This is a genomic window from Streptomyces sp. NPDC056160 (genome assembly GCF_042268205.1).
Classification (GTDB): domain Bacteria; phylum Actinomycetota; class Actinomycetes; order Streptomycetales; family Streptomycetaceae; genus Streptomyces.
In genome coordinates this window covers 1-16,676 of the sequence record NZ_JBHJUW010000098.1, presented here as the reverse complement: position 1 = coordinate 16,676, position 16,676 = coordinate 1, and the positions used below count along the sequence as shown (strand labels likewise).

At 74.4% G+C, this 16,676-nt stretch carries 11 protein-coding genes; 3 read left to right on the top strand and 8 right to left on the bottom strand.

Annotated elements, in window-relative coordinates; all coding sequences use genetic code 11:
• Positions 1-2: 2 nt before the first annotated feature.
• From ACFC02_RS29335 to ACFC02_RS29320, 4 genes are all read right to left on the bottom strand, one after another.
• On the bottom strand, positions 3-950 hold the full coding sequence (locus ACFC02_RS29335; protein WP_360966085.1) for a sugar ABC transporter permease: 948 nt from the start codon (positions 948-950) through the stop codon (positions 3-5).
• Between the two features lie 12 nt (positions 951-962).
• Positions 963-2,306 (bottom strand): extracellular solute-binding protein, encoded by a 1,344-nt coding sequence (locus ACFC02_RS29330; RefSeq protein WP_376363574.1) that lies wholly within the window; start codon positions 2,304-2,306, stop codon positions 963-965.
• 494 nt (positions 2,307-2,800) lie between these two features.
• Positions 2,801-3,172, bottom strand: a complete 372-nt coding sequence (locus ACFC02_RS29325; protein WP_376363571.1) for an antibiotic biosynthesis monooxygenase family protein — start codon at positions 3,170-3,172, stop codon at positions 2,801-2,803.
• Between the two features lie 133 nt (positions 3,173-3,305).
• On the bottom strand, positions 3,306-4,376 hold the full coding sequence (locus tag ACFC02_RS29320) for a LacI family DNA-binding transcriptional regulator (RefSeq protein ID WP_376363624.1): 1,071 nt from the start codon (positions 4,374-4,376) through the stop codon (positions 3,306-3,308).
• Between the two features lie 215 nt (positions 4,377-4,591).
• On the opposite strand from ACFC02_RS29320, the gene ACFC02_RS29315 reads away from it, so the two are divergent.
• On the top strand, positions 4,592-6,475 hold the full coding sequence (locus tag ACFC02_RS29315; protein ID WP_376363568.1) for a glycoside hydrolase family 2 protein: 1,884 nt from the start codon (positions 4,592-4,594) through the stop codon (positions 6,473-6,475).
• An 85-nt stretch (positions 6,476-6,560) separates the two neighbouring features.
• On the opposite strand, the gene ACFC02_RS29310 is transcribed toward ACFC02_RS29315, so the two are convergent.
• The 4 genes from ACFC02_RS29310 to ACFC02_RS29295 all read right to left on the bottom strand — a co-directional run bounded on the left by ACFC02_RS29310 (position 6,561) and on the right by ACFC02_RS29295 (position 13,529).
• Positions 6,561-6,962, bottom strand: coding sequence for an XRE family transcriptional regulator (locus tag ACFC02_RS29310; protein WP_376363565.1), 402 nt, complete (start codon positions 6,960-6,962; stop codon positions 6,561-6,563).
• A 581-nt stretch (positions 6,963-7,543) separates the two neighbouring features.
• Positions 7,544-8,236: an RES domain-containing protein gene (locus ACFC02_RS29305; protein WP_376363621.1), complete on the bottom strand. Its 693-nt coding sequence runs from the start codon at positions 8,234-8,236 to the stop codon at positions 7,544-7,546.
• 432 nt (positions 8,237-8,668) lie between these two features.
• Positions 8,669-11,077 carry a WD40 repeat domain-containing protein gene (locus ACFC02_RS29300; RefSeq protein WP_376363562.1) on the bottom strand — a complete coding sequence of 803 codons (2,409 nt, stop codon included), beginning with the start codon at positions 11,075-11,077 and terminating at the stop codon, positions 8,669-8,671.
• Positions 11,070-13,529: an AAA family ATPase gene (locus ACFC02_RS29295; RefSeq protein WP_376363559.1), complete on the bottom strand. Its 2,460-nt coding sequence runs from the start codon at positions 13,527-13,529 to the stop codon at positions 11,070-11,072. Before ACFC02_RS29295 ends, ACFC02_RS29300 begins: the two co-directional genes overlap by 8 nt.
• Positions 13,530-13,652: 123 nt before the next feature.
• On the opposite strand from ACFC02_RS29295, the gene ACFC02_RS29290 reads away from it, so the two are divergent.
• Together ACFC02_RS29290 and ACFC02_RS29285 are read left to right on the top strand one after the other, a co-directional pair.
• Positions 13,653-15,089 (top strand): hypothetical protein, encoded by a 1,437-nt coding sequence (locus ACFC02_RS29290; protein ID WP_376363618.1) that lies wholly within the window; start codon positions 13,653-13,655, stop codon positions 15,087-15,089.
• A gap of 172 nt (positions 15,090-15,261) precedes the next feature.
• Positions 15,262-16,626, top strand: coding sequence for an alkaline phosphatase (locus ACFC02_RS29285; protein ID WP_376363557.1), 1,365 nt, complete (start codon positions 15,262-15,264; stop codon positions 16,624-16,626).
• Positions 16,627-16,676 lie beyond the last annotated feature (50 nt).

Here is a 16,676-nt window from a genome sequence, read left to right as displayed (position 1 = left end):
ACTCAGGCCGCGGAGCCGGCCGCGCGTCGGCGCCGCAGCCCGTACCAGGCCGCTGATACCGCGACGATGATGACGAAATAGACCATGGTGGCGGCAGCGCCGTAGCCACCCCGGTAGGAGGTGAAGCCGGTGTCGTAGATGTACTCGATGACCGGCCGGGTGGACTGGTTCGGGCCGCCGGTCAGCAGCAGGTAGATCTGGTCGAAGACCTTGAGCGAGGCGAGGATCTGCAGGATCAGCACCAGGCTCGTGGTCCGGCCGAGCAGCGGCACCGTGATGTGCCGGATCTGCTGCCAGGGACCCGCCCCGTCGATGGCGGCCGCCTCGTAGACGTCCGGCGGGACGTCCTGGATCGCCGCGGTGTAGAGGACGAAGTTGAAGCCGAACGTCCACCACAGCGTCATCAGCGTCACCGCGGTCCAGCCGCCCGCGGTGCTGCCGATGAAGTCGGGCACCGGCAGCCCCACGGCGCCGAAGAGCTTGGGGAGCAGCCCGATCTGCGGGGTGTACATCCACAGGAAGATCAGCGCGACCACGGACGAGGGCACCACGTACGGCGCGAAGAAGGCCAAGCGGTAGAAGGTCCGGCCGCGCGGCATGCGGGCGGCGAGGATGGCGAAGGCCAGCGCGAGGACGACCAGCGGCGGGGTGGTCAGCAGGGTGAAGAGCACCGAGTGCCACATGGCGTCCCAGAACAGCGGGTCGCCGACCACCTCGGAGTAGTTCGACAGGCCGACCCAGTCGCCCAGGCCGTCCTTGACGGTGGTGGTGTTGAAGAAGCTGAGGACCACGCCCACGAGCAGCGGGCCGACCAGGAACAGCAGGTAGATCACGAGGAAGGGGGCGCTCAGCAGCGCACCGGCCCGGCGTTCGGAGCGGGGCGGACGCTCGCGCGCCGGGGTGAGCGCGGGTGCCGTGGGTGCCGGTCGCGTCGGGACGGCGGTCGTCATGGTGGCTGCCTCCTACTTCATCGTGACCGGCGGTCGGGCCGTGGTGTAGCGCTTCAGGTCGGCGCGCATGCCGGCGACCGCGCCCTTGGGGCTGGTCCGCCCGGAGAGGACGTCGATGATCGTCGAGCCCACGGTGCTCTGGAAGTCCGAGCCCGCGCCGGTGTACCAGGCGGCGGGGTCGTACTGGGCGTCGAAGGCGGCCCGCACGTAGTTGCGCTGCGGGGACTGGTCGAGGAACGCCTTGCTGCGCTGGGTCGGCAGCCACGCGGGGATGTGGCCGCCCTGCGCCCACACGGCGCTGTTGTCCAGCAGGCTCTTGATGAACCGGGCCGCGTCGCGGGTGCGGGCCGCGGAGCGGGCGGCGTTGCGCGGGACGACCAGGGCGTGCGAGTCGGCGTACGCCACCGGCTTGGGGCCGAGCAGCGCCGGGAAGGGCACGACGTCGAAGCGGAAGCCCTTGACCAGCCGGTACGAGGGGATCTGCCACTCGCCGTCGAAGAGGAAGCCGGCCTTTCCGGTGCTGAACAGGGCGTTCGCGCCGGAGCCGTTGAGGCTCCTCGGCATCAGGCCGCCCTCGGTGAGGCTCTGCATGAAGGCGAACGTCTCCCGCATCGCCTCCTCGTCGATGCTGACCCGGGTGCCGGAGTCGGTGACGATCGGCCCGGCGAGGCCGGAGTAGATCATGCTGAAGTACCGCCACGCGGTGGACGGGTCGGCGGTGATCGACATCACCGCCCCGTACTGGGCGCCGCCCTCCTCCTTCATCGCCTTCACGGCGGCCAGGAAGTCCTCCTTGCCCTTGAGCGGGGTGAGGCCGTCGCCGGCGGCGTTCAGGAGGCCCGCCTTGCGGGCCAGGTCCACGTTGTAGAAGAGCACGAAGGGGTGCGTGTCCAGGGGGACGGCGTACGCCGTCCCGTCCACGGTCGCCTTCTTCCAGGCGGCGGGCGTGAAGCGGTCCGCGGTGACGCCCAGCTCCGCGATCCCGGTCCGCTCGACGGGCTCCAGCAGGCCGGCGGCGGCCAGCAAGGGCAGCCGCGACAGATGGGCGATGCCTACGTCCGGGGGCGTACCGCTCGCCGTGGCCAGGGCCAGCTTCGTGTAGTACGGGTTTCCCCAGCCCAGGATGGTCGCCTCGACCGTGGTGCCGGGGTGGGTCTTCCGGAAGGCGTCCTCCATCAGCACCATGTTGGCGCCGTCACCACCGGTGAAGAGGTTCCAGAAGATGACGTCCGCGGTGTTCGGCTGCGAACCCGTCAGGCCGGACGCGAGCGGGGAGGAGCACGCCGCGAGCCCTCCGGTCAGGGCAAGGCCGCCGCCGAGGGCCAGGAACCGCCGGCGCGCCAACGCTCCGCTCATAGGGGTATCCACCTCGTCACCTCGATGTGAACTCGATGGCGCAGACCTTGGCACACGTTTTGCAACGATGCAATAGATCGGCGGAAAGTAGCCTTGCGCACGGGTTCGGACACCGGGGGCGGAGTACCGGCGACGGGTGGGGCGGCCTCTGGGACGACGGGCGGGGGCGGGCGACCGCTGCGGCGGCGGACGGCCGCCGGGGCGCCTCCGGTCGGTCAGCCCCCTGTCGGACATTGCGGGCCTGGGGGTGCGGGCTCGTGGCGCCGAGGGAGCCCGCGGGCGCTGCGTGGCTTGCGACCCCCGATGGAGCCTGCGGGGCCTGCGGTGCCTGCGGGCTCTGCGAACTCCTCGGACTCCACGGACTCCGCGGACTCCACGGGCTCCACGTCCCCTGCCGGCTCTACGACCCCACGACGCCCCGGGCCTACGAACTCTGCGAACTCTGCGGGCCCTGCCTGCGCTACGGGCCTACGACCCCACGGGCCCTACGGGCTCTACGAACTCCGCGGGCTCTGCGCCCGCGTGAACCCGTGGCTCCGCTCCACCTTCGCCACGTGCAGCGTGTAGCTCTGGTACCACTGGTCCCGCCCGCGCTTCTGCGCCGCGCGGTGCTCGGCGTCGGACCGCCACTTCGTGAGTGCCTCGGCGTCGCGGAAGTACCCGACGGTGATGCCCAGACCGCCGGGAGTCTGCGCGTGGTCCATCCCCAGGTACCCGGGGACGTCCTTCACCAGCTCTTCCATGCGTGCGTCGGTCTCGCGGTAGCCGCTCTGGTCCTGGGTGCGCACCGAGGTGAAGACAGCGACGTAGTAGGGGGGTTCGGGGACCTCGACGGGCGCGACAGGCGCTTCCGGGTGATCGCTCATGGCGCCACGGTAAGGGGGGTGCGCCCGAGGATCCAGCGGCTTTCCCGGAAACGGCCGCCCACCGGCCCCGGGCCCCCGGCTCGCGGAACGGGGCGAGCCGCCGGGAGCGCCCGGGGCGGACGGCGGCCGGTGCTCACGCCGATGCGGGCCGCCGCAGGGAGGACTCGCGGACCACCAGCCGGAAGGGGGTCGCCTCCTGCCTCGCCGTGGCGGGTTCCCTACCGGGACCGTCGGCGCCCGCGGGGCCTTCGGTGCCGGGCCGGGCGTGGCCCTGCCGGCCCGTGCGCCGCTGGGTCTGTTCCTCCAGGAGGGTGAGCGCGCGCTCGGCGATGACGTCCAGGTCGGGGGCGATGGAGGTGAGCGGCGGGTGGGTGTAGGCCGCCTCCTGGATGTCGTCGATGCCGGCCACCGCGACGTCCTCGGGCACGCGCACGCCGGAGGCGTCCAGGGCCCGCAGCGCTCCGACGGCCAGCGCGTCGTTGAAGGCGAAGATCGCGTCGGGCAGCGGGCCGTCGCCCTCCAGCAGTTCCCCGACGGCCGCGCAGCCCTGCTCCCTGGTCCAGTCGTCGACCGGCGCGACCAGCCAGTTGACCCGCCGCACCCGGGCCGCCGACATCGCCTGCTGGTAGCCCTCGGTGCGCTGGCGGCCGTTCTCGCTGCCGTTGCGGCCGAGCGCGACGATCCTGCGGCAGCCCTGCTCCAGCAGGTGCTCCACGGCGGTGCGGGCGGCTGCCACGTTGTCGATGCCGACCCGCGGGAACTGGTCGCCGACGCTGTGCTCGCCCAGCATGACCAGCGGGAAGTCGGGGCGCGCCGCCGCGCCGTCGGTGGCGGGCAGCGTCAGGGCGCTCAGCAGGACGCCGTCGGCGACGTTGGTCAGTCCGCCCTCCAGGATCCGCCGCTCCACCTCGCTGTCGCCGGCGGTCGCCTCGACCAGCACGGTGATCCCGCGCCGGCCCGCGGCCCGGATGACGGCCTGGGCCAGCTCGGCGAAGTAGGGCTCGGCGAGGTAGGGCACGGCCAGGGCGATGAACCCGGTGCGGCCCGAGCGCAGGCCGCGGGCCATGTAGTCCATGCGGTAGCCGAGTTCGTCGAGCGAGCGCTGCACCTTGGCCCGGGTCTCCGGACTCACGTGCGGATAGCCGCTGACCACGTTCGACACCGTCCGCACGGACACTCCGGCGTGCTCGGCCACGTCCCGCATCCGCACTCTGGCCACTGGAGGGGCTCCTTCCCGTCGAGTCGGCCCCGAGTCTGCCGCACCGGGGGCGGCGCCGTGCCGCCGCACCCCGACCGCCCTTGCATCGATGCAAACGATCACTCATGATGACAGGGCTTCGATTATAGGAACGCTGAGAACGCCGACACCGGTGCCGCCGGAAAAGGCGGCGATATGCCGAAAAGGCAGAAGGAGGAGTCGTGAGGGCGAGCGAGCAGGACGGAACGTATCCGAGGCCGATCCTGCAGCGGGAGCGGTGGCACAGCCTCGACGGCGTCTGGGACTTCGGGTACGACGACGGCGACGTGGGCGAGCGCGACGCGTGGTTCGCCGAGGACGGGGCCGGCGCCTTCGACCGGGAGATCACCGTCCCGTACCCGCCCGAGGCGCCCGCCTCCGGTATCGGCGAGAGGGCGCCGCACCGGGTGGTCTGGTACCGCCGCCGCGTGGCGCACGAGGTCCTCGCGGCCGGCGTCGGCGAGCGGACGCTGGTGCACTTCGGAGCCGTCGACCACCGTGCGAAGGTCTGGCTGGACGGCCGCCTGGTCGCCGAACACGTGGGCGGGCAGACGCCGTTCACCGCCGACGTGACCGGCGCGCTGCGGCCCGGCGCCGACGAGCACGTGCTCGTCGTGCGCGCCGAGGACGACCCGGCCGACCTCGCGCAGCCGCGCGGCAAGCAGGACTGGCAGGACCGGCCGCACGCGGTCTGGTACGACCGGACCACCGGCATCTGGCAGACCGTGTGGACGGAGACGGTGCCCGCCCAGCGCGTCACCGACCTTGCCTGGCTCCCGGACCCCGCGCGCGGCGTCCTCGCCGAGGTCACCCTGGCCTCGCCCCCCACCGCCCCGCTGGCCGTCGAGATCGTACTGAGCCGCGACGGCGAGGTGCTGGCCGAGAGCACCACCGCGGTCCGCACCCCGCGCAGCCGGATCGACCTGGTGGTCCCCGCGCTGCGCAACGGCATCGACCGCGAGGACCTGCTGTGGAGCCCCGAGCGGCCCACCCTGATCGACGCCCGGGTGACCGTGCGCGACGCCGGGACCTCGGCGGTCCTCGACACGGTGGACAGCTACGTGGGTCTGCGCAGCGCCGGTGTCGGCCGCGGCGCCTTCCTGCTCAACGACCGCCCCTACTACGTGCGTTCGGTCCTGAACCAGGGCTACCGCCCGGACACCCTGATCGCGAACTCCGGGACCGCCGAGCTGCGCCGCGAGGTGGAGCTGATCAAGGCGATGGGCTTCAACGCGGTGCGGATCCACCAGAAGGCCGAGGACCCGCGCTTCCTCTACTGGGCCGACCGGCTCGGTCTGCTGGTGTGGGGCGAGACGGGGGCCGCGTACGAGTTCGGGACCGAGGCCGTGGAGCTGCTCACCCGGGAGTGGCTGGATCTGGTGCGGCGCGACCGCAGCCACCCGTCGCTCGTCACCTGGGTGCCGATCAACGAGAGCTGGGGCGCCTCGGACATCCCGCACGACCCCGCGCAGCGGCACTACTCCATCGCGCTGGCGAACCTCACCCGGGCCCTCGACCCGACCCGGCCCGTGCTGTCCAACGAGGGGTGGGAGCACACCGACAGCGACATCCTCGGCGTGCACGACTACTCCGGCGACCCCGCGGAACTCACCGCGCGCTACGGTGACGCCGCCGCCGTCGACGCCGTACTGGCCGGTCCCGGTCCGCAGGGGCGGGTGCTGGCGGTCACCGCGCACCAGGTCGAGCGGTACGCCGCCGGGGACGCGCCGCTGATGATCACCGAGTTCGGCGGGCTCTCGGTGCGCGCCGACAACGACGACTTCTCCTACACCCGGACCAGCTCCGACACCCAGTACGCCGAGCTGCTGGGCGGCCTGTTCGGCGCGCTGCGCTCCAGCGCCGTCGTCACGGGCTTCTGCTACACGCAGTTCATGGACACGGCGCAGGAGACCAACGGACTGCTCTTCACCGACGGCACGCCCAAACTGCCGCTGGGGACGATCCGCCGCATCGTGACGGGTGAGGACGGGGACGCGGGTGAGACGGCCGCCGGTGAGACCGGTGCGGCCGGTGAGAAGGGGGCGGAAGAGGCGCCGGCTCTCTGAGCGCGCGGGGCGGGACCGCGCGGGCCCGTCCGCCCTCGCGGTCCCGCCGGCGGCCGGGTCCGTCGAAACGGTGGCCGGTGCGCCTTCAGAGGTCGCCCTTGAGGTAGGAGCGCGCGGCCGCCATGGCGTCCTTGTGGCGGTCCTCGGCGATGGCCTGGATCGGGGAGTCGTCCTCCAGCTGCGGGTTCATCCCGATCATCCAGGCCCTTGCCGTGTGGCAGTTCTCCGCGAGGTCGATCATCCGGAAGACCTGGTGGGCCGCGCGCAGGCGCAGTTCGGAGTCGATGCGGGGACTGTTCTGTCCACTGCACCACTTGCCGACCTGCTTGGGGTCCTCGATGCCCGCGATGAAGGCCGTCAGCCGCTGGCCGAAATTGTCCTGGAGGAAGCGCGCGATGTCCGCGGTGGAGGCCTGCACCGTCCCGGCGTGGGCGGTGGCCTCGGTCTCCTGGTCGGTCCGGCTGTCCCGGTCGGTCAGGGTCTCCATGATCTCCTCGTTTCCTCGGCACACCGGCCCGGTGTTCCGGACACCGCGGCAAAGGGTGGTGGGTGGCGCTGTCTCAGGACGCGCGGATGTGCGCCGCGGTGCGGCGATGCGCGGGGACACGCGTGAGCGGGAGGAGGTGACGGCGGACGCCGACGCGGGCACACGGACCGGCCGTTCGACGGTCGGCCGCGGCGCGTCGGTGGGTAACGGACGCCTGGTCAACATCGCTCCCCCCTGGGTGTCTTGAGGGAAGTCTACCCTTCGCCCCGTCGGCTACTCCACCGCTTTCCCCCCGAGAACCCCCCGGAAATCCCACCTCATACCTGCCCGGAGCCCGGCCGAGAGAGGCCCCGTGGGGCGGGCGGGAGCGAGGGTGACCAGGGGGTTCGGCTGGTCGCTGCGGGGAAGGGGCGCGGTTGTCGAGAGCAGGCCGGGCGCGGGCCGCGCCACTCCTTCGGGCGACGGCCGGGTGGCCGGGAGACGCACGTCGGACGGGTCGGGAGAGGGCGCGTCGGAGCGTACGTCAGGAGGGCGCGCACGCTCCGGGGGGAAGGGGCCCGTGCGTCTGAGACGCGCGTGCTTCAGAACAGCCTCAGGCCGTACTCCGTCGCGACCTCCTGGAGCGCCGGGTCCTCCAGGCGGACGGGGCGGCGCTCCGCGTCCTCCAGGTCGACGTCCTCCAGGACGGCCCAGCACTGGCGGCCGCCGTAGCCCGAGCGGTACGCGATGCCCTGGGCCAGCCTGTGCCCGGTGCGGTTGCGCTGGGCCACCGTCCACGCGGCGATCTGGCGGGCGATCCGGCGGTCACCGCCGTGGATGTGCTCGTCGGTGAGCCGGTTCTCCACGCCCCACTCGCTCAGCTCGCCGTGCAGCTCCTTCATGAGGACCTCGCGGGTCGCCGTCGCGTCGACGTCGAGGAAACGGACGTCCTTGGGCGGGACGACCCGGACGAGGACGTGGTCCTCGCGCCAGCCGGAGGCCAGGTGCCCCAGCCGCATGGTGCTGTGCCTGCGGTCCCAGTCGTTGCCGATGAGGCGGCGCATCCTCGGGTGGACCCGGAAGTGCGCCAGCGCCTCGGCGTAGCATCCGGCCAGGTCGGTGGCGCAGTAGAGCATCCCGTAGGTGGCCAGGCTGAAACGGCCGGCGCTGGAACCCTGGCTCGTCTCGGGCTCCAGCCTGTTGTAGGCCAGCGGCTGCTTCCTCTTGCCCAGCCGCCACATCCCCCGCTCCGGCCCGGCGACCAGCGCCACGGGGGGTTCGTCGGCCTGCTGCATCACGCGCGGGCCCTCCCCACGGCGGCGGACGCGCTGCGGCCGGCGGGGCCGCGGCCTGCGGGAGGGAACGCCTGAGGGGCGGCGGTCGCCGCCTGGGAAGTGCCGTTCATACACCCTCGCTGCTGGGCCGCTGATCGCCGTCGGACCGCACCGCCGGCTGCGCGGGGCGCCCGCCGGCGAAGTACGTGCCCCGTGTGTTCCACCCGTGTTCCGCCGGAGGCCGCGGTGCATGTGCCGACGGGACATTCGAGCGATCATTGTCCCGCAACAGCACTCCGCAGGGGCGGTTTTCGGCCCGCACACGGGGGCGCGCGGGGGAGGCGCGGAGGCATCCGGAGGGCGCACGTCCGTCTCGGGGCGCCTGGGCCGGGGGCCGTCGTCGGGCTGTCCGTGGCGCGTCGGTCACGGGGTGACGCGGTGATGTGCGGTGCCTCAGAAGGGCTCCAGGTCGAGTCCGAACAGGTGCAGCCCCGCTCTTCCGGCCGCCAGGAGGACGGGGTTCTGGTGCGGCCGGCCCTGTGGATACGGCTGCGGGTGCGCCTGCGGCCCGGCGCCGTCCCCCTGCCGTGCCTGGAGGACGCCGAGGGGGCTGCCGGTCACGATGCGCGTCAGCCGGGTCCGGGCGGTGACGTCCCACAGGTGGACGGTGCCGCTGGGCCCGGTGGCCGCCACGTACGGGCGCCCGGCGGGGGTGGTGAAGCAGGCGAGGGCCGTGACGGGGCCGTCGGCGGCGTCCAGCGCGTCTCCGTCCGGCCGCAGCGTCCGCGCGTCCCACAGGCGTACGGTCCCGTCCTCGCCGCCCGACGCCACGAGCGCGGGCTCGTCGGGCGCGGCCGGTACGGCGGCCACGGCGTGGACGCCCTGCTGGCCGCAGTGGACGGGCGCACCCGCCGGTCCGGTGTCCGGGTCCCACCGCCGGAGGGTGCCGTCCGCACCGGCCGAGACGACGACCGGTCCGGGGCCGGTGCGGACCACGGCGAGGTCCCGGACGCTCAGCATGTGGTCGTCCCAGCACGCGAGCCGGCTCTGGCGTTCGAGGTCCCACAGACTCAGGGTGCCGTCCGCGCCGCCGGTGGCCAGCAGGGTCCGTCCGCCGCCGTCCGGGAAGGCCACCATGGTCTGCACGGGCAGGCTGTGGCTCAGCAGGGTGCCGCGACGCGCCGGCGCCCCGGCGAGGTCGAGGCCGGCGCGCGGGCCGACCGACCACATCTGGACGCTCGCGTCGCTGTGGGCGGTGACCAGCAGGGGGCCGTCCCAGGCCGTGGTCCACGCGAAGGCCGTCACGGTGGCGTCGCCCAGGGGCAGGGTCACGTGGGCGCCGGTCTCCGCGTTCCACAGCGTGGTGTCCTCCTCGTCGGCCACGGCGACGAGGAGCGGTGCGGCGCTCGCGGGCCCGTCGGGCAGGGCGGCGGCGACGACCGACCGGCGGACCTGCGGCGCCGTACGGCTGCCGTGGCCCGTGAGTCTCCAGCGGCGCAGCGTCCGGTCCGCGCCCGCGGAGACGACGAGCGGCGCGTCGCCCGGCAGGGCGGTCAGCGCCAGCGGCGCGGCCGTGTGCCCTTCGAGCGGGCCGCCGACGGTGCGCAGGGCGTGGGGGCTCCACACCCGCAGCACATGGTCTGCACCGGCGGAGACCACAGCCGGCTCGCCGTCCACCGGCACGGCCACCAGCGCCGTGACCGACCGGGCGGGGGACGGCGGCGCCACCAGCGTGCCGCCCGCCGCCGACACGTCCCAGAACCCGAGGTTCCCGGCGTCGTCGCAGGTCACGAACTGGTTCGGGGCGGGCAGGTCCACGACGGCCCGTACTTCGTCCGCGTGCTCGCCGAGCTGGACGAGGTCCTGACCCGGCCGCCACACGCGCACGCGGCGGCCCTGCACGACGGCGAGCGCCATGCCCCGCGCCCGCTCCAGGCCCACCCCCGTCAGGATCGCCGGCGCGTTATCGAGGCTCGGGAGCCGGCCGGCGGGGCCGATCGTGTCCACGACGTGGAAGGTGCCGGGGTCCAGCGCCGTGAGGTGACCGTCGCTGTGGGCGACGAGGATGCGGGGCGGTCCGTCCGCCGGGGCGAGGAGCGTGAGGCCGCTGACCCAGGTGCGGGGGCGGTGGACGGCGTCGGCGAGCAGTTGGCCGCGGGTGCTGTTCCACACCCGTACGGTCCCGTCCGTACCGCCGGACACCAGCAACTCGTCCGGGAGGGGCAGCAGGTGCTGGATGGCACCGCCGTGGGTGTGCGCGGGGGCGCCGACCGGAGCGCCGTACGTCTCCCACCTGCGCAGCGTGCCGCGGCTGTCGCCGGTGATCAGCAGGTGCCGGCCGTCCGGCGTCGTCGTGTGGGCCAGGGACTCGACGACGGTGTCGGTGACGGCGAGGACGTTGTCCGCGGCGGTCCAGTCGCTCCACAGCGGGGTGAGGCGCGAACCCGCCAGGCGCCGCGCCGTCGCGGGCAGGGCCGACAGCGGCGTACGGCGGCGGGTGGCGGCGTGGTGCGCGAGGTGCAGGCTGGTCAGCCGGGCCTCCGGGCCGGCGTCGCCGAGGAAGGGCTCGATACCGGCCCAGGCCTCCAGCCACTCCTGCCGCCGGCCGGCGTCGCCCGCCCGCCGCAGCAGCGTGCGGACCTTCCTGCTGGTCTCCCAGGGCAGCACGGCGAGCGGCACGTGCGCGTCGTCGAGCACGTCGCCCCGTGCGGCGTGGTCGGCGAGGTGCCGGCTCAGGTAGGGGTGCGGCGGAACGGCCGGGTCCTCGGCGACGAGCCCCGCGAGCGCCTTGGCGATGAGCCGGTGCGCCTCCCCCGCCACGGCCCACGCCCCGCTCCCCGCCCCGGCGTCGGCCTCACTCATCGCGCACCTCCGGGGAGCCGGCGGGCCCAGGAAGGCCGGGATCGGGAAGGCCGGGATCGGCCGGGGGGCGGGGGCCGGGGGGCTGGGCGGCGGGGGGCTGGGCGGCGCCTGCCGGGGGCTCGGTGCCGTACCGCGCTGTGGGGGCGTACGGCGGGACGGGTTCCTCCGAGGGATCGGGAAGGAGGTCCTGCCGGGGGTCGCGGAGGATTTCGGCCAGGCGCTCGTGGGCCGGACGGTAGACCAGGCGATCGTCCTCGTGGTCGTGGGCCAGGTAGCCGGCGAGGCCGCCGCTCAGCAGGGTGCCGATCATGCGGTCCGGGTCGTCGATCGGCCGGCCCAGCAGCGCCCCGGCCACCGTCGGCCACACGTTCGACCAGGGGATCCCCGCCCCGAGGGCGAACGCGCCGGAGCGCAAGAGCGCCAGGGCCACGTCCGGCGGCAGGCCCTCCTCCCCCGCCAGGAGCAGGTCGCGGCGGAGCAGTCCGGTGGTCCCCGCGTGCAGCAGGTCCCGCCACTGCGGACTGGCGACCAGTTCGGCCGGGTCCGCGGCGGCCCGCAGTTGCTCGCCCGCCAGCCGGGCGTCGAGGAACGACGGCCAGACCTCGTCGGCGACCGTCTCGGCGGCCTCGCGCACGCCCGCGCGGTCGGTGGGGTCCGGGCCGATGAGCGCCTCCACGTAGTCGGCGATGTCGTCACGGCTGCCGGGGCCGTCCGTCCGCAGCACCGTCGCCGAGGGGAAGACCTCGCGGAGCGCGGAGAGCAGCCCTGGGTCACGGCTCCCGGCCCGTCCCCCCTCGGGCACGGCACCGGCATCCCGTTCGGCCCCCGGACCGGCGCCCCCTACCGACCCGTCACCCTCCGGCCCGTCACCCTCCGGCCCGTGACACTCCGGCCCGCCGCCCTCCGGCCCCTCACCCTCCGGCTTCGCCGTGGCCGGATCCTCCCCGGCGGGCGGGCGGCTGCTGCGTACGCCGATGACCAGGCTGAGGCGGCGCCGGTCCGGGCCGGCGCGGCGGGGGCCCGGGAGGGGGGCGGCGGGCGGGGGCGCGCAGTGGGCCTTGAGCGGGGCGAGGACGCCGTGCACGATCCGGAACGGCTCGACCGCCTCGTCGAGCCCGTCCAGCACCACGGTCACCGGGTCCCCCGGCTCGCTGAGGTGGGCGTCGAGGAGGGCGGTCCACCGCTCCACCGGATCGTCCGTCGGGCCGGGCGGGCTCGGCTCGATGCCGAGCCCCACGAGCAGTTCCCTGAGCACGCCGGGGGCGGAGTGCTGCCGGGCGAGGACGGCGACGGACACCGCTTCCGCCGCGGGGACGGTCCCGGGCGGGGCCGAGCCGACGGCGTCGCGGTAGCGGGGATGGGCGCGGAAGTGCGGGTCGCTGAGCGTCACGGCCCGCCCCAGCACCGCCGACTTCCCGCTGCCCGCCGTACCGGTCAGCAGCAGGACGCCGCCCGGCCGCCCGAGGAAGTCGGTCAGCTCCCGGTTGAGCCGGCGCCGCCCGCTGAAGTACCAGCCGGGGTCGTCCTCCTGGGGTCTCCCGCTGGCCCGCGCCAGCCACACGTCGATGTCGTCCGCGGGCGTGGCGACCTGGCGGCGCGCGGGGGCGACCACCTCGCGCGGGGGCCGGTAGCCGGGGTTGGGCAGGCACGGTGTGGGGGTCGTCTGGCCGGCGCCCTCGACGACCCGGTGCAGCCGGTGCTTGCGCCGCTCCGCGTCGGAGCCCAGTTCGTTCTCGAACTCGGTCATCAGGTGGGCGACGCTCAGCCACGGGCTGGTGATCTGGGCGGTGGTGCGCAGCCGGTCCAGGACGCGGCGCAGCACGGAGGGGAAGCGCCGTACGTGGACCAGCTGGTCGTGGTCGCAGGTGGCGATCACCTCCAGGGTGCCGCCGTGCCGCCGCTTCGGGCCGATCTCCCGGTACAGCCGCACGAGTTCGTCGGCGACGCCCCGTGCGTAGCAGGTGTTGACGATGACCAGGACGTGTTCGGCGTGGGAGTCGAGGGCGGCGGCGACGATCTCGCTGGTGCGCACGGCCGTCGCCAGCTGCCGCCGGGGCTGCGTCGCCGGCAGTTGCAGGAAGTGCGTCCCGGAGGCGCCCAGTTTCCCGTGGCCGGTGACGAAGAGGACCAGGGCCTTCGCGCGGGTCTCGCGCACGCCCGCCTCGTGCAGGAACCGTTCCACGTCGTGGCGTTCACGCAGGTCCGGCTGGGGCACCTTGCGAAACGGCTCCCCGGCGCCGGGCGGGCACCACCAGGCGTCGAGGACGGAGAGCTGTTCGTCGATGCCGTCGGCGAACTCGCCGGCGTCGTCGTCGTAGTCGCGCACGGCGACCGTCACCAGCAGCCGCTCGGCTGCCCGTTCACCGTCCGGGCCGTGCTCCCGCGCGCTTGCCGGCAGCGCCCCGGACGGCGTGTCCCCGCTTCCGGCAAGTGCGCCCGCCCCCCGCTGCATGCTCCCTATTCTTCCCTCATGAGCCAACCGCCGCACCCGTATCCGGCACCCCACCGGTCCTACCGCACGCCCGGCCTGTCCCCGAACACGACGCAGGACGCCGTGGTCGTCGTCCCGGGCATCATGGGCAGCGAGCTGTACGACACCGAGCGGGACACGGTGGTGTGGGGGCTCGCGAACTCCGGCTGGCTGCTGCGGGCCTGGACCGCTCCCGGGGGGCTGCGCCCGCTGCACCTGACGCCGGACGAACGCGAGGGGCGCCTCGGCCGCGTCGTCGCCCGCAGGCTGCTGGCGACGCCGGCGTGGAGCCCCGTGCTGCGCGGGGTGGAGCCGTACACCGATCTGGTCGCGACCGTCACGCGGAGCGTGGCCGACCCGGCGGCGGTCCTGGAGTTCCCGTACGACTGGCGGCTGCCGGTGGCCGTGAACGCGCGGCTGCTCGCCGGGGCGGCGCGGGCGCACCTGGAACGGTGGCGCGCGCACCCGGCGCACGCGGCGGCCCGCAGGCACCGCGTCGACGAGCGCGAGGGCCGTCTGGTGTTCGTCGCCCACTCCATGGGCGGGCTGCTCACGCTGGCCGCGCTCACCGACGGCCCGGACGGCGACCTCGCGGCGGACACCCGGGGCGTGCTCACGCTCGGTACGCCCTTCCAGGGGTCGGCCGCCGCCGCGCTGATCCTCAACACGGGCCGGGGCACGCCGGTGCCGCTGCCGCACCGGCGGCTGCGCGACCTCGCGGCGACCCTGCCCGGCCTGCACGACCTGCTGCCCACGTTCCCGTGCCTGGACGAGGGCATGACCGTACGGCGGCTCACCGCGGTCGACGTCGCCGACCTCGGCGGGGACAAGGACCTCGCCGAGCAGGCGCAGGCCTTCCACGACCGGTTGCGCGGCCGGACGCTGCCCGGGCACCGGGCCGTGGTCGGCATCAGCCAGCGCACGGTGCAGTCGCTGGCGCTGCGCCAGGGCGTGGTGGAGCCGTTCGAGCACTCCTACCGGCACCACGGCGACGGGGAGTTGATGCGGGACGCGGACGGCGCGCCCCGCCGGTTCGACGTCGCGGGCGACGGCACCGTGCACCGGGAGTCCGCCGCCCTCACCCGGGTCACGGTGCCGCTGGCCCTCCAGCACGGGGCGCTGGCCAAGGGGCAGGCCGCCCTGGACGCGGTCACCTCGTTCCTGGAGGAGGACGAGCACCTCGGCCCGCCGCAGGCCGCGGCCGGGCTGGGGCTCGGGGTGCCCGACCTCGTCGCGCCCGGCACCCACTGGGCGGTGCGGGTGCACGGCGCGGACGACCCGGCGGGCCTGGAGTGCACGGTCGAGGAGGTCGGCGCACCGGCGGGCTTCCGCGCGCGCACCGCCCTGTACGCCGGGTACGACCCGTACGCCGAGGAGCCCGAGGACGCGGGCGGTGCCGGGGACCGCGGCGAGGACGTCGTCGCGGGCCGCGTCACCGTTCCGGCGCCGGGGCTCTACCGGGTCACGCTGGACTCGGGCGACGACACCCCGCTGACCCAGCTCGTCCTGGCGGCACCGGCCGGACCGGCCCGTACGGACTGAACCGGCCGCACTCGCCGCGGTCGGCTGTCATGCCCGCGCAACCAAGGCCGGGTCAACTCTTTCCCCGTGGTTCACCAGCGGCTGGTGGGCTGCACTCCATCGGCAGCCGTGAGGCACCCGTACGCCCTGCCCGTCGTACGGATCGCACGGACCATTCCAAGGAGTCGCTCCCATGCACAGACCCACCCGTCGCCGGCTCACCATCGCCACCGCGCTGGCCGCCGCCACCGCCGCCGCCCTGACGGCCACCACCGTGGCCGGCGCCTCGGACGGCGCGCAGCACGCCCGGCACGCCGTCCAGGGCGGCAAGGCGAAGAACGTCATCCTGCTGATCGGCGACGGCATGGGGGACTCCGAGATCACCCTCGCCCGGGACTACACGGTGGGCGCGGCCGGCCGCCTGAACATGGACCGGTTCCCGCTGACCGGCGCCTACACGACGTACGCGGTGCACGCCGACGGCACCCCCGACTACGTCACCGACTCCGCCGCGAGCGGCACCGGCTGGGCCACCGGACACAAGACGGTCAACGGCCGCATCTCCAAGACGCCGGGCACGGACAAGGCCGTCCCGACGATCCTGGAGCTGGCACAGCGCAACGGTTACGCGACCGGCAGCGTCACCACGGCGGAACTCACCGACGCCACCCCGGCGGTGCTCGCCTCGCACGTCACCGACCGTTCCTGCCAGGGCCCGGCCGACATGGCCAAGTGCGCCGGGGACACCCTGAAGGCCGGCGGCCCCGGCTCCATCGCCGAGCAGTCCGTCAACCACAAGGTGGACGTCCTCTTCGGCGGCGGCAAGCAGCGCTTCGACCAGAAGGTCACCGACGGGAGGTACAAGGGCCTGACCGTCACCCAGCAGGCGCAGAAGCTCGGCTACCAGGTCGTCACCGACGCCGCCTCGATGAAGGCCGCGAAGGCCGGCAAGCCGGTCCTCGGCCTGTTCGCCCAGGGCAACGTGCCGGTGGAGTGGACCGGCAAGGCCGCCGCCGTCGGCGGCACCGCCCCGCAGCGGTGCGTGACCTCCAACCCCGATCGCCCCTCGGCCACCCCGAGCCTGGCCGACTCCGCCACCAAGGCGATCCAGCTCCTGGAGGCCAAGCAGAAGCACGGCCGCTCCCAGCAGGGCTTCTTCCTCCAGATCGAGGGCGCCTCGATCGACAAGCAGGACCACGCGGCCGACCCGTGCGGCCAGATCGGCGAGACCGCCGCCTTCGACCGCGCGGTCGAGGTGGCCCGCGACTACGCCGCCAAGCACCCCGACACGCTCGTGGTGACCACCGCCGACCACGGCCACAGCAGCCAGATCGTCCCGGTGGACGCCACCCCGCCCGGCCTGTCCGCCACGCTGGTCACCGACGAGGGCGGGCAGCTGAAGGTCAACTACTCGACCAACACGCCGGGCCAGTCCCAGGAGCACACCGGCACCGAGGTCCGTATCGCCGCCCAGGGCCCGCAGGCCTACCGGGTCCTCGGCGTCACCGACCAGACCGACCTGTTCACCACCGTGCGCGAGGCGCTGCGCCTGCGCTGAGCCCCACGGTCTGAGGGGCGCCCGAGCGGGTGCGGGGAGAGGAGCGGCGG